Here is a 17,904-nt window from a genome sequence, read left to right as displayed (position 1 = left end):
ATTATGAGCAAGACAAGTAATATTAATAGAGTTGACGGATTTGCTAAAGTAACGGGTTCAGCAACTTATTCGGCAGAATATAAAACGGCTGGTGTTGTCTACGCCTGTTTGGTGGGAAGCACGATTGCAAAAGGAAGAATCAAAACCATAGATACAAAAAAAGCCGAATGGGCGCCGGGAGTTTTGGCGGTTATTACGCATTTAAATGTAGATAAACCTGTAGGTTACGAAAAAGTAAAAGACAAACATAATTTTGGTCAGCCTTTGCAGATTTTCAAAGACGATTCGGTTTTGTATTATGATCAGCCAATCGCTTTAGTTATTGCCGATACTTTTGAACGTATGCAATATGCTGCGAGTTTAATTAAAGCCGATTATTTTAAAGAAGAACATTCGACTGAACTAAAAAAAGCAGCTGATAAAGAGAAAAAAGTCGAAACAGATAAAGGAAATGATTACCATCGCGGTGAACATGACGGATATAAAAATGCAGAGGTAATTTTAGAAGCCGAGTACACCATTCCAACAGAAGTGCATAACCCAATGGAACTGGCCAATATTATTGCCAAATGGGACGGAAATAAGCCTGTTTTATATACTAAAAGCCAAGGTGTTGAAGGAACGCGTAAAAGTGTGGCTGGAGTTTTTGGAGTTTCAATTGAAGATGTTGAGGTACATTCTGAATATCTTGGTGGTGCATTCGGTATGGGATTACACACCTGGCCGTATGAAATTGCAGCCTTAATTGGTTCTAAAAAATTAAATCGTCCGGTAAAATTAGTTTTACACCGCGAGCAGATGTTTACCAATGTAGGTTTCAGACCTTATACGATTCAGAAAATGGGTCTTGGCGCAACAAAAGCCGGAAAACTTACTGGCTTAACGCACGAAGCCGTTGCCATGACATCTAGCTACGAGGATTTTATGGAAGGAACCGTAAACATGTCTCGATTTATTTATGATTGTGCCAATGTTTCGACTCGTTATAGAATTGTGCCTTTGGATACCTGCACACCAATTTGGATGCGCGGCCCGGGTGAAGCGACAGGTTCTTTTGCCTTAGAATGTGCCATGGATGAACTGGCGCATAAATTAAATATGGACCCGATTGAATTTCGAAAGCTGAATTATGCCGAGAAAGATTTGGAACAAAATAAACCATGGAGCAGTAAATATCTTCTGGAATGTTACGAAGGCGGAATGGAGCGCATTGGCTGGAAAAACCGTAAAAATGAACCGGGTTCTGTGAAAGAAGGAAACTGGCTGGTTGGCTACGGAATGGGAACGGGAACTTTTGGCTGTTATAGAAGCCCGACTTCTGTAAAAGCAAAATTTTTACCAGATGGAAATTTAGTACTGCAATGCAGTGTAAATGATATGGGACCCGGGACAGCAACCATGATGACGGCGATTGGAGCTGAAATCACAGGTCTTCCTGCCGAGAATGTCATCATTGAAATGGGAAAAAGCGGATTACCAAAAGGTCCTACGCAGGGCGGATCGGCTACGACTTCGTCTGTTGGTTCTGCAGTGCATGATTCTTGTAATTTACTAGTTAGTAAAGTATTGGAATTGGCAGCGCAAAATCCAACTTTTAAGGGAATCGCCATTACGGATTTAACTTTTGAAAATGGTTTAATTTCTTCTAAAAAAGACAAAACAAAAACGCTTGCTTTAACTTCTTTACTAACCGTTAATAAATTAGAAGGATTAGAAGTTGAAAATCTCTCAAAGGGAGCAGAAGAAGCGAAGAAATATTCTATTTATTCGTTTTCAGTTCATTTTGTAAAAGTATTAGTGAATCTGAATTTAGGGAAAATACGATTGGCACACGTGGTTTCTTGTGCTGATATTGGAACGGTTATTAATCAAAAAACATCAGCTGGACAAATGTTTGGCGGTGCAGTAGGAGGTATCGGGATGGGATTAATGGAAGCATTAGAAATCGATCATCGTTTCGGACGTCCGATCAATAACAATTTTGCAGATTATCATGTTCCCGTAAATGCTGATATTGAAAAGCAGGAAGTTTTCTTCGTCAATAAAAAAGATCCAATCAGCAACCCAATGGGAACAAAAGGTCTTGGGGAAACAGCTTTAGTCGGAATGGCGCCTGCCATTGCAAATGCCGTTTTTAACGCCACCGGAAAACGTGTACGGGATTTACCGATTAGGTTGGATAAAATTATAGAAACTGTTGTTTAAATTTTTAGCCACAAATTACACGAATTTGCACTAATTTTTTTCTTCCAATTGATGATTTAAATTTGTGAAAATTCGTGTAATTCGCGGCAAAAAAAAAGTCGCAAAGCTTAAAAAAACTTTGCGACTTTGTGCCTTCGTGGCATATATCACTAAAACTTATTTTATCGTAATTGGTAATTCAACCGTTGTTTTATCCCATCCAATAACAAGGTTTGCTATGTTACCTTGAGTTGTAAAAGCAATAGATAAAGCTTCGATAGTTTCATTTACTGGTTTAACAGGAACAGAAACTCTTACCACATCTTTGCTTTCGTCATAAGCATAACCACCCCATAAATCCAATTCTTTATTGATAATGATAGTCCATTTGTCTTTTTCTGGAATAGCAAATAAACTGTAGTATCCAGCAGGTATTTTTTTACCGCCAATTGTTACGTCTTTGTAGAATTTGATTTCTGTATTTTCGTTAGCACCAACTCTCCAGATTTCTCCAAATTTTACAACATCACCAAAAATAGTTCTTCCTTTTGCTGAAGGTCTTGCATAAATAACTTTGACAACCGGATTTGGATTATCTGTTTTTTTAAACTTAACCGCTTTGTTTGGGAAATAAGAAATATCAACAGGGCTATTGTCTAATGGAGCAAATTTCACCACGTCTTGTGCCTGAACTGTAAAGGCAGCAAACAAGGTAACTGCCATTAAATAAAATTTTTTCATAGGATTACAATTTTTTAGAATAACTACAAAGTAAGTTAATAATGAAGAAAAATCATATAATTTACAGTCGGTTTTTTGTTAATGAATTGGTAATACTCTTTATTCTTTCTTCTACATTCTTTCCTCTTCACTCTTCACTCATTACTCTTTACTAATTACTCTTTGCTCTTCTTCAAGTACCAATCCTGCATAATATAAAAAGCTTTTTTCTTTTCACCGTCATTTGAAATTAAACCTTTACGGTTGTAACCGTCCTGAATTCCCGGAAGTAATCTTTTTGGAGATCTAAAATCGACCAGAATCCAAGGACTTGTACCGCTTAGATGCGGGATTTTTTCAATCATTTTTAAATTCTGAATATATAGGTATTCCTGATATTCCTCAGTCCAGCGCTCATTTTTTTCTCCATGAAAACCAGCTTTCGCATCACCGCCAAATTCAGAAACAACAATAGGTTTATTATATTTCGATTTCCATGTTATTTTCTCAGCATCTTCTAAATTACCGCCGTACCAGCCTAAATATTGATTGAAAGCCACAACATCTAAAACTTCACCAATTGGATCATCAATAGTTTCTTTTTTTGTTAATAAAGCAGCGCTGATTAATCTCGTATTGTCTAATGATCTCGTGTGTGATGCTAAATTTTTGATGAAAGTATTTCTGGCTTCAGAAATTGGTGTTTCATTTGCCATTGACCAAATAATAATACTGGCTCTGTTTTTATCTCTTGTAATAGAAGTAGTTAATTGATCTTCGGCATTTTGATACGTGTTTTTGTTTGTAAATTCTACAGTCCAGTATACTGGAATTTCTTCCCAAACCATTATTCCCATTTTATCAGCTTCGCGAATGATGTTTTCGTTATGCGGATAATGTGCCAGACGAACATAATTACATCCCATTTCTTTTGCCCAGTTTAATAAACGCAAAGCATCTTCAACAGAATTAGCGCGGCCGCCTTTGGCATTTTCTTCGTGAATTGAAATTCCTCTTAAGAAAACAGGTTTTCCATTAAGCAGAATTTTATCTTCGTTTGTTTCGATAGTTCTAAAACCAATTTGATCTTTTAATTTTTGTCCGTTAAAGTCAATCGTTACATCATATAATTTCGGACTTTCAGGCGACCAATACGAGATTTTTTTCGCAGGAATTTCGAAATTTAAAATTCCCTGAGCATCCGCTTTTCCTTTAAAATTGATTTTTAATTCAGGAATAGAAATCGAAATATTATTTTGTGAAGCATCAAAATTATTGATTTTAATAAAACCGGAAATAACCGATTTATTGCCTTTTTTCAGCTGAATAGTATAATCTTCCACAAAAGAAGCTTCTTCTTCAATTAAAGTCACATCGCGCGTAATGCCTCCGTAATTCCACCAGTCAGTATTAACAGTCGGCACATCTTCTTTATGGCGTGTATTATCCACTTTTATTACCAAATAATTGCCTTTTGGCTGTACAATCGAAGTTACTTCATAATTAAATGGTGTAAAGCCGCCTTCATGTGTGCCGAGTTTTTTTCCGTTTAAATACACATCAGCTTTATAATTAATGGCTCCTAAGTATAAAAACAGACGTTTTTTATCTTTTAAATTATAATCAAATGATTTTTTAAACCAAACATTTCCTTCGTAATATTTCAGCTCCGCAACCTGCGAATTCCAATCGCTTGGGATATTAATTGTGGGCGATTTATCAAAATCATATTCTACCAGTTCCTGTTTATTTTGAGTATGATAATTACTAAAAAATGCCCCTTTTGCCGGTTTTTCATTTTTATCGTATTGATCTAAGTGAAAGCTGTAAAAACCCGTTTGATACGGATCGATAATATAATTCCAAACTCCGTTTAAAGAAGTTGTGTTTCGGTTTGGTACATTGGAGATTAAATTTTGTGCAAATCCTAGAATAGAAGAAGTTAGGAGTAATGCAGTTAATAGTTTTTTCATTTTTGGTATTAATTTGTATTTGTTTGTACTTGCCACGGAGATTTTTATTTATAGCCGCAGATTATAAGGATTAAAATGATTTTGTTTCACGCAGATTTAAAAAGATTTAAGCAGATCAAAATTAAATCTGCTCAATCTGCAAAATCTGCGTGAAACATAAAACTTAGCACCTTAGTCCCTTAGCAGCTTAGAACCTTTTTTACTCAACTGGAATCTTCAAATATTCTCCTTTAAAGCTTTGGTTCAAAGCCGTCATTTCGATTGGATTATTAGAACCATCAGGAATAACTTCTATAGAAGCTTTTCCATTTGCCATTTTTATGGATTCGCTTCCGGTTGGTGTTCCTTGATTTTTTAGTGTTTTTCCTCCCTTTAAACATTGAAAATAAACACTCGCTTCATAATCCAGACAGCGCAAATTATTATTGTCAACTGCAATTGCGGTTACCAGATAATTGCCGTTTTTCAGCTTTTCTGATGATAATTGTAATGAAACCGCCGTATCATTTTTATTAAAACGATAATTAACTTTCAGCGTATCAGAAACCGTTTTTCCTTCTTTCGTTTTTCCAACAGCAATTAGAACATTTTCACCTTTTGTAAAATTGACATCCCAAGTTAAGCCATTTGCCGGATAGAGAGAAAGATTTCGCTGTTTTTCTCCTAATGATTTTCCGTTATGAGATAAAGTTACTTTATCACAGTTACTGAAAACACTGATCGTTCTCGCTGTATTTTCAGGTCCCTGACGCTCTGTCCAGGTATGCGATTCAATATAAGTGAAAGGTTCTTTTGCCCAATAACTTTTAAAAACATAATACGCATCTTTCGGAATTCCGTTTCGATCAGTAAGTCCTTTTTGATTCATGTACGGAATATCATCTTCCGGACGTAACGGCGTTGCAAAATCCTTAAATGCCCATTGTACATTACCCACAAACGCCGGGTCATTCTCGGATATATGCAAATGCCAGTCAAATAAATCGACTATATAATTTTCGCTCCAATCGCCAATTTGAGCAATGTTTGCAACTTTAGTCTGAACAATCGCTTCTTCCCAGCCTTCAGCTTTAATCACATTTTCACCCGTAACCGGATTTTCACTGTGACGGCCTACATGGCTGTCTCCGCCATATTCAGCATGAATAAAATGCTTGTATTCTTTTTTATAAACGTTAATTGCTTTTTGATAACTTTTGTAACTTCCAGAATACCATCCTGACCAGATTGACGGCGAGAAAACATCTACAATATGAGAACCTTCATAATATTTTCTAATAGCCGTTTTTCTTGTAGGATCGAGTTTATGAGCGATGTCATTTAATTCAGTTAAAAACACATTTGTTTTTTCTGGATTATCACCATCAGGAAAATCAGGAAGCCAGTTCATTTCGTTTCCTAAAGACCAGATAATAATACTTGGATGATTGTAATTTTGGTCGATAATCTCGGCCAGCATATTTTTAGTATTGGTTTTCCAAACCTCATTACCAATACCGCCGCGACACCAGGGAAGTTCATCCCAAACCAATAAACCTAACTCGTCGCAGGCTTTATAAACTTCGGGATCTTGCGGATAATGGGCTAAACGGACAAAATTTGCACCCATTTCTTTTATTGATTTCATATCTGCCCAATGCTGTTCGTTGCTCATGGCAGCGCCAACTCCGGCTTGTTCTTCATGACGGTGTGTACCGCGAATAAGCAGACGTTTTCCGTTAAGGTAAAATGGACCATGATCTTTAAATTCAAACCATCTAAAACCTACTTTTTCCGCAACGCTGTCTTTAATTTGATTTTTTTCAGATAAAACAGCGGTCAGTTTGTATAAATTCGGATTTTCTGTATCCCAAAGTTCTGGGTTTTTGATATTTTCAAAAGTGATGGTCGAATTTTTATCAGTAACAGGAATTGTTTTGCTTGCTATTTTTTTGCCTTTCGGATTTTTTAAAGTAACCGTCAATGATAAGTCTTTTGAATTATCTGGATTTACAAAAGAAGAAACAATTTGCACCGAAGCTTTTTTAGCAGAAACTTCCGGAGTTGTAATCTTTATATTCTCGATATGATTTTTGTATTTTGAAACCAGCCAGACATCGCGCGTGATACCGCCGTAAATAAAGAAATCACTTTTTTGAGACGGGATAATTTCGATATCATAACTATTGTCCACACGAACAAAAATCTCATTATTTCCTTCCTTAATCAAATTTGTAATATCGATTGAAAAACCAATATATCCGCCAATATGTGATCCGGCTTCTTTACCGTTTACATAAACTTTGGTCGTTACGTTTGATCCTTCAAAGTATAAGGAATAAACCTTGTTTTTGTCGATCTGTGTGATATTTAATTTTTTTTGATACCAGCTTGCATCGCGCCTGTACCCCGGAACTAAATCGGTTGCATCTTCGGCATTCCAGGTATGCGGTAAGTTCAGAGAAACCCAGTTAGAAGCTTTTTGCGCTTCGGTAAGGTTTGGAGTATGATTTTCTAAATAAAGCCAGTTGTCGTTAATATTCATCTTTGTCTGAGCAAAACTGCTGCTCAGACAAATCTGAAAAAAAACAAAAAGCGCAAAAATTGAAAAAGTTTTATTCGTTTTATTCATAGTTACAAAGGTTCATAGTTACAAAGGTTCAAAGGTTTTTCTGGCTCAAAGGTTCAAAGATTAAAAACCTTTGTTACTTTGAACCTTTGAGCCTTTGCACCTTTATTAATGCTTCCAGAAAATAGTAATCGGCGTAGATTATTGGTTCGTCAATTTCGTCATGTTTCGGCCAGTTTCCGGTACTGTGATCAAATAAAAACGGCGCTTTGATTTTAGTATCTAGAACATATTTGTCGGTTTGTACCGAAGCCATCAGCTTATCGGCGAAAGCCAAATAACTATTATTTTGGGTATAGCCGTATAACTCATATAGTGCAGATGCCATAACCATTGCAGCCGAAACATCTCGTGCCGCATTTGGAATACTTGGATCTTTAAAATCCCAATACGGAATTCCATCTTCCGGAAGGTTTTTATTGGTCATAAAAAACTTTGCTGTTCCTTCGGCTTGTTTTAAATAGGCCGGATCTTTGGTATATCGGTATGACATTGTAAATCCGTAAACTGCCCAAGCCTGACCGCGAGCCCAAACCGAATCGTCGTTATAACCCTGAAGTGTGGTTTTCTTTCTAACTTCACCAGTATTTGGATTATAATCGATAACGTGGTAACATGAATTGTCTTCTCTAAACTGATTTTTCAATGTTGTATTAGCGTGTTTAACAGCAACGTCACGGTATTTTGGATTTCCTGATATTTTAGATGCTTCAAAAAGCAGTTCCAGATTCATCATATTGTCGATGATTACCGGATAATCCCAAATTTCCTTGTTGAAATCCCAAGAACGAATTGAACCCACTTTTGGATTAAACCTTGTGCATAAAGTTTCGGCGCCTTTAACAATTACGGCTTCATAGTCTTTCTTGTTTTCCACTTTCAGCGCTTCTCCAAAACTGCAAAACACTTTAAAACCTACGTCATGCGAATTACTATTAACACTTTCCTTTTTACTGAAAGGAGTCCATTTTTGAGCTTGTTCTTTGTATTTAGAATCGCCTGTAAGACGGTATAACTGCCAAAGGTTTCCGGCAAAAAAACCGCTGGTCCAGTCTCTCGACGGTACTTTGCGAATCTCAAGGGTTTTAATATTCATACTTCTCGGCATCGACATAGAATCGACTGGATAATCGAGGAGCATTTTGTAACGCGTTTCAAGTAAATTATTTGTCGCCGTTGTACTTTTTGTTTGAGGATTAACCCCAGATTTGCATGCTGTTGCAAGCGATGCAAACCCAAGGATTAAAATGAAACTAACTTTATTCATATTACTAATTAATCTTTATTTTTAGTTTCTATACTAAAATGTTATACGCGGATTGTACGGATTCTCTATCGTAGTCCTGATAGTTATCAGGAGCTGATTTTGCATGGATTTTTTTATTTCACGCAGATTTAAAAGATTTTGGCAGATAAAGCGGATTAAAAAAAACAATTTTAATCAGCTTAAATCTTTTTAAATCTGCGTGAAACCTAATTATACGCAACGTGATTAAAAAATCCGTTCATCCGCGTTCAATACTAATTGTGTTAAAATTAATAACCAGGATTATTTGGTTTTAAATTTGGGTTAATAGCCAATTCTGTTCCTGGTAACGGCCATAAATAATCTTTGTTTGGATCGAAATTAGCGTGCGGTTCTAAACCAGACGGACCAAAAACTTCTAAACCAATTTTAAGTCTTTTAATATCGTACCATCTTACATATTCAAATGCCAGTTCTAATCTTCTTTCGTCAATAACCATTTTTCTAAAATCGGCCTGAGAAAGTCCCGGAGTTACGTTTGCCGGAAAAGAAACCAGTTTTCCAGCTTTGTTTCTGGCTCTGGCACGAACACGGTTTACATAACCATCTGCTTCTGTAGTTCCCGGAGTGATTTCGTTTAATGCTTCTGCAGCTGTTAATAAAACTTCGGCAAAACGCATTGTAATGTAGTTGTGCTGAGAAGTTCTTCCGTTAGCACCTGCTTTTCCCGGAAAACGGAAATATTTGGCAATATGCGGACGCGGCGCTTTTTCGTTGTCGCTTGAAGGATAAACCTGTAAAGCACCGCCCGGACCAGTTTTCTTTCTAATAATGGTATCAAAACTTACTGCTCTTCTGTAATCTCTTTGATCCCAGGTATTAAATACTTTTAAGGAAGGAACTGCAACCGAGAATCCTTGCCCGTAACTATAACTGTCATCTTTTAAAGATCCTGTAAAAAACGCGGTATAATCCTGGCCGTAATTTCCTGATGTTAAGTTGTTAAAATCAACTGTAAAAAGCGGTTCTTTTAAAGATGCCGTTTTTGTAGCGTTAAATAAATCCTGAAAATCAGCATCTAAACCTAAACCAAATTTTGTTTCGTTTGTAATTACATATTTAGCTTCGTCGTATGCTTTCTGGAAATTTCCTAAAGTCAGGTAAACAGATGCTAAATATCCAGCCGCGGTGCCTTTACCCGGAACAGCTTTTACTTTTGGTTTATCTTCAAGCCATTGTTTTGCAAATTCTAAATCGGCAATGATTTTTGGATATACATCTGCTTCTTTGGTTTTGCTCATAGAATTGATCTGAGAAACATCGTTTACGACAAAATCAATGTAGGGAATGTCTCCAAAAAGACGCACTAAATGATAATATGTAAATGCTCTTGCAAAATAAGCCTGAGCTACAATTGCGTTAACTTTTGCAGGATCTCCCGGTGTTTTTTTAGCACCTTCAATTGCCTGATTAGCGGCTGTAATGATAACATACGATTGCGGCCAAAAGTTTGCTACAAGCGCGTTGGTATCATTCATAGACATATCGTTTACATCGATACGCGCAGCCTGAGTTGTTCTGTCGCCAATATCGGCCATGTCATCGCGAAGCATTAAAGCAATTGTAAATTCTCTTCCCCAGTAATTATTATGGGCAATGTTTGCAAAAGCACCATTTACAGCGGCCTGCAAATCGTCTGTATTGTTAAAGAAGTTCGCCGGACGAATAATTCCTACCGGTTTTTCTTCCAGATCAGAACAGCTGAAAAAAGCGAGTGTTCCGAAGCAAAGAAAAGCTATATATTTTTTCATGATAGTTGTGTTAGATTAAAATTTTAAATTGAATCCTGCTGTAAATGTTCTTACGTTTGGATATCCTCCATAATCCAATCCTAAATTGGTATTACTTCTTGAGTTGGTATCGTTTAGGTAATTCGTTTCAGGATCTGAACCCGGATAATTGGTAATTGTCCAAAGGTTTTGCGCACTGATGTAGAAACGAACTTTGCTTAATCCTAATTTCGAAACCACTTTTTCATCTAAACTATATCCTAAAGAAACATTTTTCAAGCGGATGTAACTTCCATCATAAACAAATCTTGAAGTGATTCTTTTCGTTCTTGCTGCGTTTGCCGGAACATTTGTATCCGTATTAGTAGGCGTCCAGGCATCTAAAACCTCAGTTGTAGCATTATTGTTTCCAGAAGCCAGTTCCATTAAAGTATAGTTCAGGATTTGATTTCCTTGTGAACCCTGAAAGAAAATATTCAGATCCAGATTTTTATAGGTAAAATCATTGTTGAAACCAAAAATGAAATCAGGATTTGGATTTCCGATAATTGTTTTATCCTGAGAATCCAGTTTTCCGTCGCCGTTTACATCTCTGAATTTTTCACCTCCCGGAGCAGTTTCAAAGTTTCCTGGTAAAACCGTTTCTCCCTGCTGGATTACGCCATCATAAATAAATCCGAAGAAAGATCCAACTGGCTGTCCAACTCTTAAAATCTGAGATTCAGTTGCTAAGAAATGACCCGGAGCAGAATTGATTAAAAGATCTTTGTTATCTGCTAATTTTAATACTTTGTTTTTGTTTGAAGAAATATTAAAGTTTGTCGACCATGTAAAATCAGGACCCGTAAAGTTTCTGGAAGTGATACCCAATTCCCATCCTTTATTTTCTAATTCGCCCACGTTTTGAAGCTGAGAAGCAATTCCTGAAACTCCCGGAAGAGGTCTGTTAAACAATAAATCTTTAGTAATCGTTTTATAATAATCGGCAGTAATGCTGATTCTGTTATCAAATAAACCTAAATCAATACCATAATCCTGCTGATACGAGGTTTCCCATTTTAAGTTTGGATTATCAAGTGAAGTTAACTGCACAGCATTTGTAATCACGTCACCGCTTACATAATAAATTTCAGAAAATCTGGAAAGAGTAGAGTAGGCGCCAATTGAAGGATTTCCTGTTGCTCCATAGCTAGCTCTTAACTTAAGGTTTGAAACCGTTTTACTGTCTTTTAAGAAATTTTCTTTACCAATATTCCATCCAACAGCTCCAGAAGGGAAAGTTCCGTATTTGTAGTTTTGGCTAAAGCTTGAAGAACCATCTCGTCTGGCAGTAAACGTAAACAGATATTTATCGTCGTAATCAAAGTTTAACCTTCCAAAAGCAGAAATTAATTCTGTTTCAGATAAACCTGAATCTGGTTTTAAGAAAACAGTTCCGGCACCCAGATTTCTATACGAATTGGTATTGGTTAAAAATCCTCTGGAAGCGGCATACGAATTTTCGTTTTTGTTTTTTTGGTATGAATATCCGGCCAAAACTGTTAACATACCTTTTGAGATCACTTCACGTTTAAAAGTCAGATAATTTTCTGTAAGGAAAGAAGAAAATCTGGTATTGTTTACAGAAGCTTCTCCTTTGATATTTTTTCCGGCAATTAAAGTAGACGGAATAAATCTTCCGGTCTGCGAGTTATTATCGGTTAGACCTAATGTTGTTTTAAAGTCAAGGTCTTTTGTAATTTGATACTGCGCAAAGAAATTATTTCGGTTTACAATAGAAACAGTTTCCAGAATATTTTCCATAGCTGTTGCATACGGATTGTCAATATCATCTCCAATTGGAGCGGTTGTGGTATAAGTACCGTCTTCATTATAAATTCCTTTATCCGGCATAAAACGATAGGCTGCCGCAATTACACCCGCAGCTCCTGTTCCTCCGGCACCAGTCTGGCTTATGATTCCTTCTTTGTTCTGTTTGCTGGTAAAAGTATTTAAACCCACTTTTAATTTAGGAGACAAATCGGCCTCAAGATTACTTACAATGGTATATCTGTCAATTCCAGAATTGATTACAACTCCGTTTTGATTAAAATAAGTTCCAGATACATAATATCTCACATTTTCAGATCCGCCTGAAAAAGACAGCTGCGTATTCGAAATCATTCCGTCGCGATAAATTACATCCTGCCAGTCTGTATTTGCCGGACCTTGTGTATGCGTTGTAAAACTTTTACGGTAAGCTGCAAACTGATCGGCATTTAATAAATGCAGTTTGTTATTTACAGATTGTACTGAAGTCGAATTACTGAATTCAATTACTGGTTTTCCAACTTTTCCTTTTTTGGTAGTTACCATAATAACCCCGTTTGAACCTCTTGAACCGTAAATTGCAGTCGCCGAAGCATCTTTTAAAACTTCAATCGAAGCAATATCCTGCGGAGCCGGCATAGAAACACCTGCAAAACCATCAACCACAACAAGCGCATCACCGCTTGCATTGATAGAAGTTCCCCCGCGAACCCTTATTTTTACAGGAGCGCCCGGTTCACCGCCGTTATTGGTCATTACAGAAACACCCGCCGCACGGCCTTGTAAAGCCTGTTCTGCATTTAAAACAGGAAAAGAGGTTAGTTCTTTTGCCGTTACAGAAGATATAGATCCTGTAATGTCACTTTTTTTACGGGTTCCGTAACCTACTACAATAACTTCATCAAGTGCTTTTGTATCTGGTTTTAAACTTACATTGATAATACTTTTGGTTCCAACCGGAATTTCTACAGTTTGAAACCCGACAAAATTGAAAACTAAAACAGCATTTTTTTCTCCTACAATTACAGTGTAATTTCCATCCATATCAGCTGTTGCTCCAACAGACGAATTTTTAATATAGACATTAGCACCAGGAAGTCCAAGCAAATCTTCGCTCGAAGTGATTTTTCCAGTCACTTTTCGTTCCTGTGCGTGCATCACAATATTTACCAGTAAAAAAGATACCAGTAAACACCATTTAAACGATTTGATTTTTCGGTCTGTACACATTCATTTTTTGGTTTTAAAGGTTAATGTTAGATAAAGTAGAAAAGCAATAAACTCATTCCGATTATGATAATGACAAACAAAATTTGCAGTAATAAGAAGTTTGTTTTTTTGATTTTCATATCGCAAATGTATACGCCGAAAACGATATAGAAATACAAAAAAGGGTATCCAATAATACAGATACCCTTTTTTAACCCTTTAAAACAGTGGATTTTTTAAATTATGACCGAAGATTTATAAAATTTGTCGGAGTATTGTGACGGAGTTTCTCCGTACTTTTTCTGAAAGCATTTGCTAAAGTATTTCGGATTGTTGAAACCGACTTTATAACTGATTTCTGAAACGGTTAATTTGTTTTGTTCTAATAATTGAGCCGCACGTTTTAACCTGATTTCATGAATAAACTCATTTGGCGTGCAATTCGTCCAAGCTTTGATTTTTAGAAATAACATCGTTCGGCTTACGCCCAGTTCTGAACAGAAAAACGGAATGTCAAATTGTTCGTTAGAAATGTTTTCTTCCACAATTTTAAATGCCTTTTTCAATAATTCTTCATCCAGAGAAGAAACCGTGATTTCTGACGGAATAAAACTATCCTCGCTTGAAAACTTGATTTTTAAACGTTCAGTTGTGTTCAGAAGGTTTTTAACGCGAAGCCTGAATTCCATTAAATTGAATGGTTTACTGATGTAATCATCGGCACCGCTTTCCAGTCCTTCAAATTTATAAACCAATGAAGATCTGGAAGTCAGCAAAATTACCGGAATATGGCTGGTTTTGATGTTCTCTTTGATTTTTGAACACAATTCAGTTCCCACCATTTCTGGCATAATAACGTCGCTTATAATTAAATTTGGAACAAACTTTAAAGCTTTTTCTAAAGCAATTTTTCCATTTTCAGCTTCTATAATGTTATAATCTTTTTTGAGAAGGTTTTTCATGAACTTTCTCAAAACCTTATGATCTTCAACAATTAAAATAGTCTGCTTTTCTTCGTTTACAATTAAATCTTCGATGTCTTCATGTTCAGTAATTTCCGAAGGTTCTAATTGAGCGGCATATTGTTCAATATCATCACTGATTTTAAAATCAGGTATAATTTCGCTGTCCAGAAGATGCTCGCGTCCAAGCGGTAACGTTACTTTAAAAATAACGCCTCCAGTGGCTTTGTTTGTAACGTCGATTTTTCCTTTATGCAGTTCCACAATGTTTTTTACGATTGAAAGCCCAATTCCGGTGCCTTTATTGTAATTTTTTTGAACCTGATTGTGCGTTGGAACTTCAAAAAACAAATCAAAAATTTTATCGATATGTTCTTCTGAGATTCCTACGCCAGAATCTTCGACAGCAATAAACAGATTCTGCTGGTCGTGATTGATTTTAATTTTAATCGAACCGCCTTTTGGAGTATATCTAAAAGCATTTGATATCAAATTGTAAAACACACGCTCGAGTTTGTAACGGTCAAAATAAACCAGAATTTCTTCGTTTTCGGTTTCAAAACTATAATCGTAACCGCCGTCTTTAGCATATTCAATAAACGACAAAAAGATTTCTTTGGTAAATTTTACAATATTTCCGTTTGCAGATTCCAGCGTAACCTGATGATTTTCCAGTTTTCTAAAATCCATTAAACGGTTAATCAGACTCAGTAAATGATTCGCGCTTCCTTCAATAACCAGAAGTTTTTTATACATTTCATTGGTTCCGTTATAATCGGCCAGAATTTGCTGTAACGGACCTAAAATAAGGGTCAAAGGCGTTCTGAATTCATGTGAAATATTGGTAAAGAAATCCAGTTTTAATTTGTTGTTTTCTTCAATTCGCTGCGTTTCCAAATATTCCAGTTCAAGTTTTTGTTTCAGTCTGGCTTTCGATTTCATAATCCAGATTAAACCGCATAAGCCCAAACCAATCACGATTCCGTACAATAAAAATGCCCAGATACTGCGCCACGGAGCCGGATTTACAATTACCGTTAAAGTAGTTGGAGTTTGATTCCATACTCCGTCATTATTTGCGCCGCGGACTTCAAATGTATAAGTTCCAGGATTTTGAATTGCAAAATTGGCTTCGCTGTTTTTAGTTGTCGTCCAGTTATTTTCTAAACCAGTTAAACGATAACTGTATTGGTTGTTTTTTGATCGAATGTAATTTGGAATCGCAAAACTAATCGAGAAATTCGCTTTGTCATAATCCAGAGTAATGGTGTTGGTAAAACCAATGCTCTGCTCTAAAATGCCGTCTTTATCATGCGCATTTACGGTTTCGTTTTTAATTTTTAAATTAGTAATTAAAACCTGAGGTGCATAATTGTTTAAGGAAATTTTGGCTGCATCAAAAAACGTTGCGCCCGAAGGACTTCCGAAATAAAATTGATTTGATCCTAATTTTAAAGCCGAATTATCATTAAATTCATTACTTGCCAAACCGTCTTTTTGGTCATAAATTACAACCGTCTTTTTAATTGTACTGTATTTAATAATTCCCTGATTTGTACTGATCCAAAGGTTTTTATCGTCATCTTCTAAAATAGAGTGGATAGAAGTAATGATGGTATTTCCGATTCTAAGATTGATTTGGCTGAATTTTTTTCCATCAAAATAATACAAACCTTTTGCTTTTGTTCCAACCCAGATTTTATTTTGAGAATCCTCAAACAAAGTCAGAATATCATCACCGGACAAAGAAGAGTGGTTGTAAAAGAAATGCTGTATCGTATATTTTTTAGGATTGAAATTTCGAAGTGAAATACGATTCAAACCATTTTGTGTTCCCAGCCAGATTGAATTTTGTTTATCGATTAAAATACTGCGAACCATATTATTGGTCAGGAAAACGGGTTTAGTGTTGTCATTGCCAATAATCTCAAATTTTTTGTTCTCGGTATCGTAACGAATTAAGCCTTTTCCAAAAGTTCCAATCCATAAAATTTTATTTTCTGCTTTAAGCGAATAAACACCGCTTTCCTTTAAAAATTCGGTTAAGTCAGGAGTAATTCTGTTGTCTTCAATTCGTTTCGAAACCGTATTGTAAGCTGATAATCCTTTTGAAAAAGTTCCAAACCATAAAATATGATCGTCAGAAAGACACATTGCTTTGATATCATTTTTATTGGTTTGTCCGGTTTTGCTGTTGATGTAGCTTACAGCTTCGGTATTTTTATTGAAAATTGTAATTCCGCCGCCTTCAGTTCCAAAATAAATATTCTGGTTTTTATCTGAAATAATAGAACTCACGACATCAAAACTCATCGGAATCTTTTTCGAATTTTGATTGTAGTTGGAGAAATTTACGTTTGAAATATCCCAAAGGTTTACGCCTTTGTAATAACAGCCAATCCAGATCGACCCTTTTTTATCCATAAAAACCGACTTTACTTTGTCGATTCCGTTGTTGTTATTGGTATTGTTAATTTTCTGCAGACTTTTATCTTGTCCCAAAATATAAATTCCGTCGTAAGCTCCAATCCACAAAGAACCTTGGTTGTCAATTACTAATGAGCGGATATCAGTATTTATTTCGCGGTATTTTTCGGCTGATAAAAAAGAAACAAAAGATTTTTGTTTTTGATCAAATTTTAAAAGTCCTTTGTTTTTTGTTCCCACCCATAAACTGCCGTCTTTTTCTTCGATTACCGATTGTACGTTTAATAAATCAGACGCATTTAACTGATAATTTTTAAAACTTAATTTTCCGTTTTTTCGACTAGTTAACTGACACAGTCCTTTTGTTGTTCCAATCCAGACAGCTCCATTTTTGGTTTTTATAATGCTTAAAATATTATTACTTGGAAGAGTAGAAGCATCATCATCTGAATGAAAAACTGAAGTAAACAATCCCGATTTTTTGTTGTAAATCGTTAGTCCTTTTGAAGTTCCAAACCACATTTCGGCGCCAATTTCCTTAATACTCCAAACAGCATTATTGCTTATTGTATGATTGGTTTTGGTATGAAGATATCTTGTAAAACGATTTGAAACAGGATCGTAACAGTTTAGTCCATTGTAAGTTCCTACCCAGATTTTTCCCGAGTTGTCTTCTTCAATTGCTAAAATATCATTGTTGCTGATTGAATATTTATTAGAAGCTTCATTCCTGAAAATAGTAAATCGGCTGCCATCGTATTTATTTAGACCATCGCGGGTTCCAAACCACATCTGCCCAAATTTATCCTGATGAATGGCAATAACAGAACTCTGCGAAAGTCCGTCTGTAGTAGAAAAGTTTTTAAGTCGGTATTTATTTTGGGAAAACAAATTCCCGGAAACAAAGACAAATAATAAAAGAGCTATTTTAAGTTTCATAGCGCACAGATTTATGTTGTGAATTGAGTTTCTCGCA

8 protein-coding genes are annotated in these 17,904 nt (G+C 35.9%); 1 reads left to right on the top strand and 7 read right to left on the bottom strand.

From position 1 onward, the window contains the following. Positions 1-3 precede the first annotated feature (3 nt). Entirely contained in the window at positions 4-2,205 is a 2,202-nt protein-coding gene (locus FJOH_RS21700; protein WP_012026174.1) for a xanthine dehydrogenase family protein molybdopterin-binding subunit, read from the top strand. Between the two features lie 156 nt (positions 2,206-2,361). Here the strand turns inward: FJOH_RS21700 and FJOH_RS21695 are convergent, their stop codons facing one another. The 7 genes from FJOH_RS21695 to FJOH_RS21665 form a co-directional block, all read right to left on the bottom strand. Then, positions 2,362-2,925: a DUF2911 domain-containing protein gene (locus FJOH_RS21695; RefSeq protein ID WP_012026173.1), complete on the bottom strand. Its 564-nt coding sequence runs from the start codon at positions 2,923-2,925 to the stop codon at positions 2,362-2,364. 155 nt (positions 2,926-3,080) lie between these two features. Then, positions 3,081-4,877, bottom strand: a complete 1,797-nt coding sequence (locus FJOH_RS21690) for a glycoside hydrolase family 2 protein (RefSeq protein ID WP_012026172.1) — start codon at positions 4,875-4,877, stop codon at positions 3,081-3,083. A 199-nt stretch (positions 4,878-5,076) separates the two neighbouring features. Next, complete coding sequence (locus FJOH_RS21685) at positions 5,077-7,401, bottom strand: glycoside hydrolase family 2 protein (RefSeq protein WP_235023059.1); 2,325 nt, start codon at positions 7,399-7,401, stop codon at positions 5,077-5,079. A 160-nt stretch (positions 7,402-7,561) separates the two neighbouring features. After that, positions 7,562-8,752, bottom strand: coding sequence for a glycoside hydrolase family 88 protein (locus FJOH_RS21680; RefSeq protein ID WP_012026170.1), 1,191 nt, complete (start codon positions 8,750-8,752; stop codon positions 7,562-7,564). 269 nt (positions 8,753-9,021) lie between these two features. Then, the gene (locus FJOH_RS21675; protein WP_012026169.1) at positions 9,022-10,542 is read right to left on the bottom strand and encodes a RagB/SusD family nutrient uptake outer membrane protein; all 1,521 of its coding nucleotides are present in this window, start codon (positions 10,540-10,542) and stop codon (positions 9,022-9,024) included. 15 nt (positions 10,543-10,557) lie between these two features. Beyond that, positions 10,558-13,560: a SusC/RagA family TonB-linked outer membrane protein gene (locus tag FJOH_RS21670; protein WP_012026168.1), complete on the bottom strand. Its 3,003-nt coding sequence runs from the start codon at positions 13,558-13,560 to the stop codon at positions 10,558-10,560. Between the two features lie 215 nt (positions 13,561-13,775). Further along, positions 13,776-17,867 (bottom strand): two-component regulator propeller domain-containing protein, encoded by a 4,092-nt coding sequence (locus FJOH_RS21665; protein WP_044047991.1) that lies wholly within the window; start codon positions 17,865-17,867, stop codon positions 13,776-13,778. Positions 17,868-17,904: the final 37 nt, after the last annotated feature.

The organism is Flavobacterium johnsoniae UW101 (genome assembly GCF_000016645.1).
Taxonomy (GTDB): Bacteria; Bacteroidota; Bacteroidia; order Flavobacteriales; family Flavobacteriaceae; genus Flavobacterium; species Flavobacterium johnsoniae.
Note: the sequence above shows the minus strand (reverse complement) of the source record. Positions and strands in the feature narration are given on the sequence as shown.